The sequence below is a fragment of the Streptomyces spinosisporus genome (assembly GCF_022698145.1).
GTDB lineage: Bacteria > Actinomycetota > Actinomycetes > Streptomycetales > Streptomycetaceae > Streptomyces > Streptomyces spinosisporus.
Window position 1 is genome coordinate 146,412 of sequence record NZ_JALDAX010000021.1, and the last position, 11,853, is coordinate 158,264.

At 68.8% G+C, this 11,853-nt stretch carries 17 protein-coding genes; 3 read left to right on the forward strand and 14 right to left on the reverse strand.

Going from position 1 to position 11,853, the window contains the following annotated elements:
* The first annotated feature begins 203 nt into the window (after window positions 1-203).
* Together MQN93_RS37740 and MQN93_RS37745 are read left to right on the forward strand one after the other, a co-directional pair.
* Window positions 204-1,055 carry a helix-turn-helix domain-containing protein gene (locus MQN93_RS37740; RefSeq protein WP_242713036.1) on the forward strand — a complete coding sequence of 284 codons (852 nt, stop codon included), beginning with the start codon at window positions 204-206 and terminating at the stop codon, window positions 1,053-1,055.
* A gap of 8 nt (window positions 1,056-1,063) precedes the next feature.
* Complete coding sequence (locus MQN93_RS37745) at window positions 1,064-1,267, forward strand: DUF397 domain-containing protein (RefSeq protein WP_242713037.1); 204 nt, start codon at window positions 1,064-1,066, stop codon at window positions 1,265-1,267.
* Between the two features lie 50 nt (window positions 1,268-1,317).
* Here MQN93_RS37745 and MQN93_RS37750 read toward each other — a convergent pair whose 3' ends face one another.
* The 14 genes from MQN93_RS37750 to MQN93_RS37815 form a co-directional block, all read right to left on the reverse strand.
* Complete coding sequence (locus MQN93_RS37750) at window positions 1,318-1,716, reverse strand: hypothetical protein (RefSeq protein ID WP_242713038.1); 399 nt, start codon at window positions 1,714-1,716, stop codon at window positions 1,318-1,320.
* Window positions 1,717-1,825: 109 nt separating this feature from the next.
* The gene (locus MQN93_RS37755) at window positions 1,826-2,323 is read right to left on the reverse strand and encodes a hypothetical protein (RefSeq protein WP_242713039.1); all 498 of its coding nucleotides are present in this window, start codon (window positions 2,321-2,323) and stop codon (window positions 1,826-1,828) included.
* Window positions 2,324-2,457: 134 nt separating this feature from the next.
* On the reverse strand, window positions 2,458-2,847 hold the full coding sequence (locus MQN93_RS37760; RefSeq protein ID WP_308404509.1) for a barstar family protein: 390 nt from the start codon (window positions 2,845-2,847) through the stop codon (window positions 2,458-2,460).
* Window positions 2,848-2,985: 138 nt separating this feature from the next.
* Window positions 2,986-3,378 (reverse strand): SsgA family sporulation/cell division regulator, encoded by a 393-nt coding sequence (locus MQN93_RS37765; protein WP_242713041.1) that lies wholly within the window; start codon window positions 3,376-3,378, stop codon window positions 2,986-2,988.
* A gap of 225 nt (window positions 3,379-3,603) precedes the next feature.
* Window positions 3,604-3,756 carry a hypothetical protein gene (locus MQN93_RS37770; RefSeq protein WP_242713042.1) on the reverse strand — a complete coding sequence of 51 codons (153 nt, stop codon included), beginning with the start codon at window positions 3,754-3,756 and terminating at the stop codon, window positions 3,604-3,606.
* Between the two features lie 52 nt (window positions 3,757-3,808).
* Complete coding sequence (locus MQN93_RS37775; RefSeq protein WP_016437603.1) at window positions 3,809-4,297, reverse strand: TadE/TadG family type IV pilus assembly protein; 489 nt, start codon at window positions 4,295-4,297, stop codon at window positions 3,809-3,811.
* Window positions 4,294-4,719: a TadE/TadG family type IV pilus assembly protein gene (locus MQN93_RS37780; RefSeq protein ID WP_242713043.1), complete on the reverse strand. Its 426-nt coding sequence runs from the start codon at window positions 4,717-4,719 to the stop codon at window positions 4,294-4,296. The genes MQN93_RS37775 and MQN93_RS37780 overlap by 4 nt, the downstream gene beginning before the upstream one ends.
* Window positions 4,719-5,171 carry a TadE family protein gene (locus tag MQN93_RS37785; protein WP_016437601.1) on the reverse strand — a complete coding sequence of 151 codons (453 nt, stop codon included), beginning with the start codon at window positions 5,169-5,171 and terminating at the stop codon, window positions 4,719-4,721. The genes MQN93_RS37780 and MQN93_RS37785 overlap by 1 nt, the downstream gene beginning before the upstream one ends.
* A 47-nt stretch (window positions 5,172-5,218) precedes the next feature.
* Window positions 5,219-5,470 (reverse strand): hypothetical protein, encoded by a 252-nt coding sequence (locus MQN93_RS37790; protein WP_016437600.1) that lies wholly within the window; start codon window positions 5,468-5,470, stop codon window positions 5,219-5,221.
* 59 nt (window positions 5,471-5,529) lie between these two features.
* Window positions 5,530-6,453, reverse strand: coding sequence for a type II secretion system F family protein (locus tag MQN93_RS37795; protein ID WP_016437599.1), 924 nt, complete (start codon window positions 6,451-6,453; stop codon window positions 5,530-5,532).
* Window positions 6,450-7,421, reverse strand: coding sequence for a type II secretion system F family protein (locus tag MQN93_RS37800; protein ID WP_016437598.1), 972 nt, complete (start codon window positions 7,419-7,421; stop codon window positions 6,450-6,452). The genes MQN93_RS37795 and MQN93_RS37800 overlap by 4 nt, the downstream gene beginning before the upstream one ends.
* A 2-nt stretch (window positions 7,422-7,423) precedes the next feature.
* Complete coding sequence (locus MQN93_RS37805; protein ID WP_016437597.1) at window positions 7,424-8,731, reverse strand: TadA family conjugal transfer-associated ATPase; 1,308 nt, start codon at window positions 8,729-8,731, stop codon at window positions 7,424-7,426.
* Window positions 8,728-9,576 carry a hypothetical protein gene (locus tag MQN93_RS37810; RefSeq protein ID WP_016437596.1) on the reverse strand — a complete coding sequence of 283 codons (849 nt, stop codon included), beginning with the start codon at window positions 9,574-9,576 and terminating at the stop codon, window positions 8,728-8,730. The genes MQN93_RS37805 and MQN93_RS37810 overlap by 4 nt, the downstream gene beginning before the upstream one ends.
* Window positions 9,577-9,593: 17 nt before the next feature.
* Window positions 9,594-10,322 (reverse strand): hypothetical protein, encoded by a 729-nt coding sequence (locus MQN93_RS37815; RefSeq protein ID WP_016437595.1) that lies wholly within the window; start codon window positions 10,320-10,322, stop codon window positions 9,594-9,596.
* Window positions 10,323-10,967: 645 nt separating this feature from the next.
* Here MQN93_RS37815 and MQN93_RS37820 point away from each other — a divergent pair.
* The gene (locus MQN93_RS37820; RefSeq protein WP_242713044.1) at window positions 10,968-11,747 is read left to right on the forward strand and encodes a hypothetical protein; all 780 of its coding nucleotides are present in this window, start codon (window positions 10,968-10,970) and stop codon (window positions 11,745-11,747) included.
* Window positions 11,748-11,853 lie beyond the last annotated feature (106 nt).

The window sequence follows — 11,853 nt, forward strand, 5'->3', positions numbered from 1 at the left end:
ATCGCACCGCGAGCGCGGTCGGTGGCAGTGCCGCTGCCGTCATGGCATGACGGAGCGGTGCGCTTCCGATTGCACACGGTTGCGCAACGCGCTGGTTGCATCACTGACGGTAGGGCCACATTTTGGGACCGTGCAAGTCGTTGCCGTAATGTGCCACCCGAACGAAGTGCTGCTGCACCGCTGTTGGGGCCAGGAAGGGAGCCATGGCGCGCAGAAAAGAACCCACCGCACGCCAGCAACGCCTAGGCACCGAGCTGCGAAAACTCCGCGAGGCCGCCGGTCTCAAGGGACGCGAGGCTGCTGCGATGCTCGGTACGGACTCGGCCCAGGTCAGCCAGATCGAGTTCGGCACGGCGGGCGTGAGTGAGGAACGCGTACGACGTCTCGCCGCTCACTACGCGTGCAGGGACACCGAATTGACCGACGCGCTGGTGGCCATGGCCACCGACCGGACACGCGGCTGGTGGGAGGAGTACCGAGGCCATCTGCCCACATCGTTCCTGGACCTGTCCGAGCTCGAGCACCACGCGAGCTACCGCTGGGACGTCGACTTCCTGCACGTCCCCGGCCTCCTCCAGACAGAGGCCTACGCCAGGGCGCTCTTCTCCTACATGAATCCGGACTTCCCGGAGGACGATCTGGAACGCTGGGTCGAGCACCGAATGAGGCGAAAAGCCATCCTCGACTCCACCGACGCCACCCCGTACCGAGCGGTGATCCACGAGGCAGCGCTGCGCATCAGGGTCGGCGACCGTGCGGCGGCAAGGGCTCAGCTCACCCGCATCCTTGAGCTGTCCGAAGCGGACCACATCATCGTGCGCGTCATCCCGTTCGACCTGGACGGCTTCGCCGGAGCCGGGAGTTCCATGGTGTACGCCGGCGGCCCGGTACCCCAACTGGACACCGTCGTACGCGACGGGCCCCATGGCACCGTGTTCGTGGACGCCGAAGCCCAACTGGGCCGCTTTCGAACGCTTTTCCGTAGAGTGGAGACAGTGTCACTGGAGCCCGCGCGCTCACGTGACTTCATCGAGCGGCTGGCGAAGGAGCTGTGAGGCACCCCATGGCGAATCCCGACACCTGGCGCAAGTCGTCCTACTCCGGTGGCGGCGAGGGCAACGCCTGCGTGGAGATAGCCAACCGCCACACCCGAGTGGCGATACGCGACTCCAAGGCCCCGACCCACGGCACCCTCTCCTTCCCGACCTGCGTCTTCACCGCGTTCATCGGGACCCTCAAGGAGAGCGCCGCACCCAAGCCCAACTGACCCGGCCGTTAACGCGCTCAAGAACGGCGCCCCCATACGATGCGCAAGGCCTACAGCGCGTTTCGCACCGTTGCCAGCAACCATCGCCACTTGAACCACAACGGCAGGCTCCGGAACGGCACAAAGGTCAGCATGTCCCTGATCGCGTTCTCGGCGACACCACCGGGCCCCTCGGCACGCAGTGCGGCATACAGCTCCGGCGTGAGCTCGCCGTGAAGGCGCGCGACGATGCCCGCCGCAGTAAATGCCAACTCCCTCCTAGGGGCGTCCAGCACCCGCATCGCCCGCACGATCCGCGGCGACGCCACCACAGGCGGGCAGGTGTACGCCAACCCGATCACCGCCGTACCGAGATGCTGCTCGCCCCGCTCAAACGCGGCGTCGATGGCGACAGGGTCGTCGATGCCCGACAACCCCTCGCCAGTCTCCCAGTCGTACTCGGATGTCATGGATTAACCAGGCCTCCGTCCGTCACCCGTCATCCCTCACACGGAAAAGACGTCTCAAAGAGAGCCCGCAGCGGTGAGCGCAAGTCCTCGCCTCCTCGGCGGTGTCGAGTCAGATACCCCATGGATCGGGGTGCGGCCTCGCGGCCGGATCCTCGGACCAGATCAGGCGTCTCTCGATCTGGTCGCCCGTGAGATCGGCTAGCAGGTCGGCCGCCCAGCCGTTCCACTGAACGGCACCAGGAAACTGCGGCAGGCGGAAGGCCGGCAGATGCGACGGCAAGGCTTCCGGACGGAAGACCGCCTTCTTGACTTCCCCGTCGATCTTCTTCGGTTTGGACGACCTGCGCAGATCCAGACAGTCGACCACCGCCTCCACCACGAAGAGGAAGTACTCGTCGCCCTTGGCTGCGGCATCGATCTCGACCGGCACCAGACTGCCTGCCGCCGCCAGTCCCTCTCCCATGCTCTCGGCGAGACGCCGACTGAGCACAGGAGCAGCGGCGCGACCGGAGGGAAACTCACTCTTCGACCATTTCCGTTCGCCGAGCCATGTGGCCCGTAGCCGCGCGAGCCGGTCCGCTTCGGCTCCGCCGCGTTGCCAGCGCATGAGCCGAACGACATCAGACCTCTCCAGATGCAGCCCCTGGTACTCACTGAGACTCGGCAGGAGCCGGTACACCGAAAGTCCCCGAACGACCTGATCCCGCTGCTGTCTTTCGCCACCCCGCTCCGCCCGCGACATCAGTGCCATTCCTCCGGGTCGAGGGAAGCTCCGACAAAGCGGTCCTCGACCTTGACGATCAAATCAGGCTGTCGGACCCGAGCAGCGATCTGCTCGGGGTCGAACTCACGGAGCTCGAAAACGAAATGCTCACTGAGAGCAGGGCGGTCCAGGGGAAACCCATCGAGGTCCACGGCCGAGTTCGCACGATCCGCGCCCTGGCAGAGGACCGAGACGAACAACGGGAAATGTTCCGTCTCCAGCAGCTGATCTGCGTCATGGACGACAACTGCGATCCCGACACCCCCGGTGATAGCGCCACACAGGTCATCCAGGCAGTCGACCATCGCGTCCCAATTCCGGCCGAAATAGCTGGGGAACTGCAAGGCCTTCGCGAATGAGGAGAAGATTCCTTACTCGGTCATCAGAGCGCGACCGTCGAAGTGCACAACACGTCCCCCGCCCGCCTCCAGTGCGGACAGTTCCTGCCAGACCTCCGACGCCCCCGCCCCTCCCAGAACGAATATCACGCACGCTGCCCCGGACAACTACGCCACCCCCAGATCTAACGCCGGCTCCATCGGCTCACCGCTCCGCTCCGTGACCTCGTAGGACCGGACCAGGAAGCGGTGCAGGTCGGCGGTCGTGAAGCGGACCGCTGCGATGCCCTGTGGGGTGTGCAGTTCTACGACCGTGTGGGTCGGGCCGTGCGGGCATACGCGGACGGTGCCGAGGCTTGCGGGGGCGGCGAGCCCCTCCGCCAGGAGGCTGCGGGCCACGGTCCAGGTCACCTCCTCCTCGTCCAGCGAGATCCACGCCGGGAAGACCAGGTGTACGGCCGACGGGTCGTCCGAGGTGTGGCGCAGGGTCACGGGCACCGCCAGCTCGTTGTGGTCGGTGAGCAGATGGGCGCCGGTGGGCTGCTCCAGGGCTATGTACACGGGCGGGGCTCTTTTCGGGCGGGCGGACGGGCGGTGGGCCTGTGCATCATGTAGAGCAAGAAATGCGCGCTGCGTTACGCCGTGGCGGTGGGCTATTTCCGTGGCGTACGTCACATCAGGACGGTCCTCACGGCTTCAACCCGGAATCCGCGTATGCCCACTCGCCCGCCCGGCACGCCCAGCACGCACCCCCGGCACACCCAGCACGCACCCCCGGGTAAGCCGTCAGCGCCGCACCTCGGGATCGAGGGCTGCATCGACACGCTGGTCACCAGCCTTGACCGTCACGTCGGCCCGGCGCCCTCGCGATGCGATCTCCACGGCCTCGAACTCACGGAACTTGCACACCAGATCAACAGCCTCTTTCGCGCGATCCACGTCATGGACTACGCACGCAACTCCAGTCGATTCAGCGGGCAGCCGTGACCGTTCAGCCGACCTCGTTCTCGGCGACCGCCTGCCCGTGTACGACCACGTCCCCGCCGTAGAACATCCCGGTGAACACCGGCGCGTACGTCAACTGGACCTCGACCTGGACCTGTTGGGCGTTGGCGGTCACGCAGTGGGTTGCGGCGATGTCCGCGCCGGACATGTCCATCTGGCGGGCGAAGGTCTTCACGCGGGCGTCGCAGTCCTGGTAGTTGATCGGGGCGGGGCCGGCCTCGTCGTCGTAGAGGGCTTCGCGGTCGATGTCCTGGGCGGCGTAGCGGGCGGCCTGTTCGGCGATGTCCGCCGCGCGTTCGCGCTTGGAGATGGACATGCCGCCGTCGATGACGAAGGCCGACAGGGAGAGGAAGACGATCGCGAAGATGATGACCGCGCCCGCACCCGAACCCCGGTCGTCCAGATGGGCTCGGCGGGACGACAGCCACGTATGCACGCAGTCCGGCACACGTCGGCGTACGAAGACGTCGTTCACGTCGTCCTCCGGAACGGATCCAGAGGCGAACTGAAGCTCGCCTTCAGCGTCGTGGGGATGTCCAGACCCAGCATCGCAAGGCCCCGGACCTGGCAGCTGACCTCGACCGTGAAGATGGTGTCCGGCTCGAAGCCCGCGCTCGTCTGTACGACCGACACCGGCCCGGAGCATACTTCGGCGAGGTCCGCGTCCGCCGCCTTCTTCGCCTCGGAGATGGCGGTCGCGTGGTCCTTCTGGATCGAGCCCGCGCGGGCCGCGTCGCGGGCCGCGCCGTCGAGCGCGCCACGGCCGTCCACCAGTTGACCGAACGCCACCAGCACCAGGATGAACAGGATCATCACCGGCGCCAGGATCACCACCTCGATGGTCGACAACCCCCGGTCGCGCCCCACAATAGCGTCCCGCCAGGCAGCGAGCCCCATCAGTTCCCCCCGTTGTCCTGCACGAACCGCTCCACCGGTCCCGACGACTGCGCGTGCACGGTCAGATCGAGGCCCGGGAACACCGTCGGCACCCGCGCCGAGATCTCCACGCCCACCGTGTTCTGCTCCGGCTGCAGCATCTGCACGTCCGGCGACAGCACCAGCTGGGGGCCGAGCTGGCTGATGTAGCTGTCCACCACGTCCCGCGCCTCGCCCCGCCAGCCGCCCGGCTGGTCGTGCGCCGTGGCACGGGCCTTGCGGGCGCCCGCCTGGGCCGCCGCCTGGGCGACGTGGTCGGCGAAGAAGTACAGCGCGAACTGCACCGTCGCGAAGATCATGAAGAACAGGACGGGCGTGAGCAGCACGAACTCGATCGCGGTCATGCCGGAGTCACCGCGGGCGGAGGCGGCCTCCACCCGTCGGCGTACCCAGCGACGTACGCGCACCGTCATCCCCGTAGAAAAAGATCCGAGTCCTGTACGAGATCCTGTACGAGCGGTCAGCAGGTCTTGCCCGCGTCGGCGCCCTTGATGCAGTTGCCGACCTTGTTGGCACCGTCGCTCAGCGCGGCGTTGATGATCGCGGCGACCACGCCGACGATCGCCACGACGACGGCGGAGATGATGACCCACTCGACCGCGGAGGCACCGCGGTCCAGTTCGCCGGAGCGGGCGCGCTGCACGCGGCCCTGCAGGAAGGTGACCAGGAAGTCCATGGCCGGAATACCGGTGTGGAAGTTCCGTCCGTTCATGGTGAGTTGTCCTCTCAGAAGCAGTTCGCTGGCTGGTAGTCGCTGTGGGGCGGCACGGGTCATGACACCTGGAACACCCGCATGGCCGCCGGGAAGATCAGGAACACCAGGAAGCCGGCGCACAGCAGCAGCTGGGCCACGAGCATCGACTGGGACTTCTCGCCCGCGCTCCCCTCGATCTCGGAGAGTTCGCGGTGCCGCATGGTCTCGGCCCGGGAGGCGAGCGACTCACGGACCTTCGCGCCGTCGTCGGCCACCAGCGCGAGGGAGGCGGAGAGGTCCTTCAGCTCCTCCACGCCGATCTCGTCGCCGAGTTGGCCCAGCGCCTGCCACTGGCTGATGCCGGTGATACGGGCGTCGGACAGGGCGTTGCGGATGCGCTGCGTCGCCCAGCCGTCCGAGACCTCGGCGGCGGCCATGAGCGCCTCGGGCAGACCGCGGCCGCCCGCGAGGCTCATGGACACCAGGTCCAGGTAGGCGCCGATCACGCGTCGCAGGTCACGCCGCTTCTCGGCCGCGTCCCGCCGTACCTCCAGGTCGGGCAGGAGGAAGAAGACCGCCGCGAACATCAGCGCCAGCCAGACCGGGATGATCGGGCTGCTGCCGAAGCCGAGCGTCCAGACCACCGCGAACAGGAACGGGCCGAAGAACAGTCCCGCCACCGACAGCAGCACCTTGGTCGCCAGGAACTTCTCCCAGCTGCGGTCCAGGACCGCGAGGTCCGCGCGCAGCGAGCGCTGCTCCCAGCCCTGCTGGAGGTAGAACTCCGCGACGCGCTCGCCGACTTCGGCCCGCAGCGAGCCGAGGCGGCCCTTGTCCTGCGTGGTGCGGGCCGACTCGTACGCCGCGCCCCGCGCCCGCATCGCGTCGATCCGCGCGACCTGCGAGACGGCGCTGCGCTTGGAGGGCATCAGGGCCCGTACGAGGGCGTAGATGCCGAGGCCGAGAACCGCGCCGACCACGACCGGCATCGTCAGGTTCACCGTCGTACCCCCTCTTCCTGCTGCGCCTGCTGTGCCGGGGTCCGGGGCCGCACGAACTGCACCGACGACTCGTCCCGCACCAGGAACCGCTCCGGCGTCTCGATCGTCGACAGCTTGCGCAGCCACCAGAAGCCGAGGGCGAACAGGCCGCAGACACAGGCGAGTACGAGCTGGCCGACGGGTGTGCCGTACGGCGAGACGAAGTCGCGGTTGAAGATGGACAGGCCGAGGACGAACGCGATCGAGACGCCGACCACGATTTGTACGGAGCGGCGGGTCGAGGAGCGCTGGGCCATCACGCGCTGGCGCATGTCCACCTCTTCACGCGCCGACTTGGCGAGCGCGCCGAGGACCTGGCGCAGACCGGGGCCGCGCAGCCGGGCGTTGAGGATGAGCGCCGCGACGATGATGTCGGCGGAGGCGTCGTCGATCTCGTCGGCGAGGTGCTGCAGCGCTTCGGGGAGCGGGGTGCGGGAGCGGAGCCGGTCGACGAGCGCGTCCAGGTGCGGGCGCAGGACCGGGGCCGCGGCGCGGGCGGAGGCCGGGATGGCCTGCTCCAGGCCGACCGCGCCGGCGATCGTGTCGCGCAGCGACTCCGTCCAGGAGGCCAGGGCCTCGACGCGCCGCATGGCGGCCCGCTCCTCCCCCGCGCCGCCGAAGAGGCGGTCCCAGAAGAAGACGAGCACACCGGCCGCGATGCCGGCGACCGCCCAACGGGTCAGCAGCAGGACGACGATGCCGATGATGGCCGCGAGCGAGCCGCGCTGCCCGGCGAACCGGATCAGCTCGGAGGCCCGCTCGGCCGCCTTCTGCTTCTCGTGGTCGGGCTTCGCGGGCAGACCGCGTACGGCGACCATGAACAGCGCGAGACCACCGCCGACGGCGACTCCGCATCCGATCGAGTACAGGACGGTCGTGGAGAACAACCCGCCCATGGAACCGAGCGAGTTGAGAGCAACAGGCATCATGTTCACCCCCACGTTCCCGTCGGCCGGTAGCCCTGTGCGATCAGGTCCTCCAGGCAGGCGATGGGCGCGTGCGGCACGATCCGCCCGTCGGGCGCCTCCGCGAACACCTCGCTGGACAGCACGCGGCCGTCGACGCCGTTGACCTCGCGGACGGAGGTGACCATGCGCTGCAGTCGGCCGCCGGTCTGGTAGTTGTTGCGCCGCTGGATGAAGACGACGAAGTTCACCGCGCCTGCGATCAGCATCTGGCTGGCCTCGATGGGCAGCCGCTCGGAGGCCTGCAGCGCGTAGGTGGAGATACGGTTGAAGACCTCGCTGGAGCTGTTCGCGTGGATCGTGGACAGCGAGCCGTCGTTGCCCTGCGACATCGCGTTCAGCATGGTCACGATCTCGTCGCCGAGCACCTCACCGACGATGACGCGGGAGGGGTTCATGCGGAGGGAACGACGGACCAGTTCCGCCATCGAGATCGAGCCCTGTCCCTCGGAGTTGGGCAGCCGCTCCTCGAACGCCACGACGTTGGGGTGGAGTTCGGGGAAAGTGTCGAGCCCGAGCTCCAGGGCGCGTTCGACGGTGATCAGTCGCTCGTGCGGGGCGATCTCGTTCGCCAGAGCCCTCAGGAGCGTCGTCTTACCGGCGTTGGTGGCGCCCGCGATCATGATGTTCTTGCGGGCGCGGACCGCGCAGGCGAGGAAGTGCGCCACCTCGGGGGTCAGCGTGCCGTTGCCGACGAGGTCGGAGATGAAGACCTTGCCCATGCGGGCGCGGCGGATGGACAGGGCGGGGCGCCGCGTCACGTCCATGACGGCCGACAGTCGCGAACCGTCCGGCAGCCGCAGGTCGAGCTGCGGGTTGGCGGAGTCGAAGGGCCGGGAGGACAGACCCGAGTAGGCGCCGAGCACCTGGATCAGCTCGATGAGCTCCTCGTCGGTCTCGGCGACGGGATCGCCCACGACCTCACGGCCGTCGGAGTAGCCGACGAACACCTGGTCCGCGCCGTTGATGTCGATGTTCTCGACATCGGGGTCGTCGAGCAGCGGCTGCAGCCGGCCGACGCCGAAGAGCGCCGCGTGCACGGCGGCCGCGTACTGCTCCTCGGTCTCGGCGTCGAGCGGGGTGCGGCCCGCGTTGATCTCGGTGCGGGCGTACTCCTCCAGGATCTGGGCTATGACCGCGCGGGCGTACTGCCGCTCGTCCTCGGTGGACATCGGCGTGACGTTGTTCGCCTGGTCGAGGCGGCGCTGCTCGGCGATGCGGTCACCGGCGTCCTGCCGGAACCGCTTGACCAACTGGTGGTCGACAGCGGTCATGCCCCGGCCCCCGCATGGCCGTTGACCTGGCCGTGGGTGGGTACGGCCCAGGCGGCGCCGTACTGCTGGTAGAGGTCGGTGGTGACCTTGCGGGCCGAGCGGATCAGCAGCGACTTTTCGAGGCGGCCGCGGCGCCGGCCGGCCAACTGCTCGGCGCCGGCCGGGTCGTCGGCGATGGTGCCCACGACGCGGGCGCCGGTCTGGGCGTGCACCAGCATGTCGTTGACCTGGCCGGCGATCTTGGCCGCGTTGTTGGTGTCGGCGATCAGTACGACGCCGATCATCGGGGTCCCGAGGCTCGCGGCGCCGCGCGGGCCGCCGTGCAGCTTGTTGCCGAGCGCGGCGGCACGGTCCCGGACACGCGCGATCGACTCGGGCTCCGTACGGGACAGGAGCAGGACGAGCGCGGCGTGCGGGAAGAGGTCGACCGCCGGGGTGTCTCCGCTGATACGGCCGCAGTCGGCGATGACGTCGGCGGGCGCGTTCGGCGAGTCGGCGAGCGAGGAGAAGGCGTGGCCGAGGGTCGGCCAGAGGCCGGCGAGACCGGCGGCCTGCTCGGCGTTCCCGAGCCCGACGAGGACTTCGAGACCACCGCTCAACGGCTGTACGTGGTCCCAGAGTTGGTCGGGGACCAGGCCGCGGCGGGCGGTGGCGGCGATGGACAGCATGCCGGTGTTGGGGTTGAGCGGGCCGCCGTGCGCGGCGGCGCTGCGGTACACGAGGTCACCGCCCGCCGGGTCGGTCTCGGCGAGCAGGACGCGCCGCGGCCAGACCGCGGCGAGAGCGACGGCAGCGGTGGTGACGCCGGGGGAACCCTTGTCGGCGGCGAGGGCGATGAGGGCCATGGTGTGCGCAGCCGCCTTTAGTTGCCGGGGATCTGGACGACGGCGACCTCGCCGTTGGACGCGGCCTGCGCGAGCGCGGGCGCGTCGGAGGTGTCGACCGTCAGCGTGATCGGCAGGTTGGTGCTGCTGATGACATCGTCGCTCGAGGCCTTGACGTCGCTGACGACGGCGCGGTCGACGAGCAGGGAGTTGTCGCCGGAGGAGCCGGACGAAGAGGAGTTGTCGGAGGAGGAGTTGGAGCCGCCGCCGGAGGAGCTGCTCACGCGGTAGACCGCGACGGTGTCCCCGGGCTTGATGTTGTTGGGGTACTGCCCTTCCTTGAGGGAGACACCCACGGTCGCCTTGCCCTGCTGCACCGCGCTCTTCGTGGAGAACATCTGGCCGACCAGGACCGTGCCCCCGTAGAGGGTGGACTTGGCCTGGAGTCCCTTGAGGGTTTCGCGCTGGGACCACGGCACGAACTCGGCGCCCGAGTCCTCGCTCACCATCACGGACGTGATCTTGTCGTCGGTGATGGACTCGCCGGCCTGGACGGTGCCGGTCAGCTTGATGACCTCGATGCGGTCACCGGCCCGCAGCACGAGCATGGTCGCGCCGAGCGCGCCCACGAGGATCAACAGCACCGCCAGCGCGGCGAGCGCGGGTTTGCGCTCGCGAGGCGGAGTGGGAAGCCGGTCGCCGACCGACGGCTGAGCCGGAGCCGCGGAACGCCCTGCGCCCGCCCCCGTACGCTCCTGGATCTTCACGCAACCGCTCCCCGTACACCCAAGAAATTGTCTGACACGTCTGTCAAATTCTCTGCAATTACGGACACTTCACCCGGGCCCGCCCGCACACGGACGTCCGGGGCACCCCCGGACCTACCGCCCGACCTGGGCGATTAGCCATCCCTGGGGTGAGTGTCAAGCCATGGCACCGTACCAGTCACACATAAGCCCCTCAAGGCGCGTCCTGCCCCATGGGATGCGGGATGTGCACTGTTATTCATCTGCAACTTGAGGTGGGGTTTTCGCAGTTATGGGGGTGGTTGTGGGGGGTGGGCGGCTGTGCGGGAGCGAATCGTCCACCCTGCCGGGACGGCGCCCGAAGTGGGACGTCTCTCACGGCTCGGCCATGATGCCTCCACGATTCACTCACGGCGCGCGCTCGCCCGCACATCGTCGGACGACGTACGCCATCGGCGGTCCGCTCCTCGATCCCGGCGCCCTGTCCGCCGCCGCGCTCCCGACCGCCGTCCCGCCCCGCCCGCCCGCGCCGCCGAACCCGTCACTCGAACCGCGTACCTCATCACGCTCAGGGGCATGGCACCCGTGCATTCCGGTTCGCCGGTTGCCGCGTAGCCTCTACCGTCCGGTTCACAGCAGCACGGCACGGCACGGTACGGGGGATCGATGGGCATCCGGGAGATGGAGGCGCGGGCGCGCGCGGATCTCGAAGGAAAGAGGGGTCACGAGGACGCGCAGAAGTGGCTGGGGTGGCGTTCGCCGGTCTGGTTGCGGGCACTCGTCCTGGTCATCGCGGCGGCCGGCATTGTGGCGAGCGCGCAGTGGACGGTCGATGCGTACCAGGAGTCGGCCGCTTACCGGCAGGCGGGCGACTGCACCGCCAAAAGCGGCGCCGCGACCGGCAGTTGCGTCGGCCTGGAAGAGGCGCGCGTGGTCGACAAGTGGGAGTCGCAGGGGTGCACCGGCAGCGGCAGTAACCGCAGCTGCACCACGAAGTACAGTTTGCGCCTCGACGAGGGCCGACGGATCGAGCGGCTCGACGTCTCGGGCGACACCTATGACGCCGCCTACCGCGGCAGCCGCGCCGATCCGCAGACCTGGCAGGGCGCCGTCGTGGGCATCACCGTCCGCGGCCACACACAGACCTTCCCTGCACCGTCCGAGAACTCGATGCGGCTGGGGACCGCGGCCGTCTGGCTCCTGCTCGGCCTGACCCTGTGGGCCGGCCTCAGCGGCCTGCTCGGCACGCTGCTGCAGCCCGTGAGCATCGGCTGGGCATTGCTCGTGCTCCCGCTCGTGTTCTTCTTCGACTACGCCCTGTTCGGCGCCTCCGCGGGGAAGTGGCTGTTGGTGGCCGTACTGACGGCCGGGATCATTGGAGGCACGGTCGTCGCGCAGCGGCATGGAGCCTCGAAGAGGCGCCTTGGGGGGACCTTTGCGGCGTAAGCCGGAGGGCGAGGGTGCGTGAGTAGACCTCACCCCCTGGCCTCCGGGAACATGTGCGGCGCCCGGCAGACCCGTACACGATCGGCACACATCCCACACACGCGAC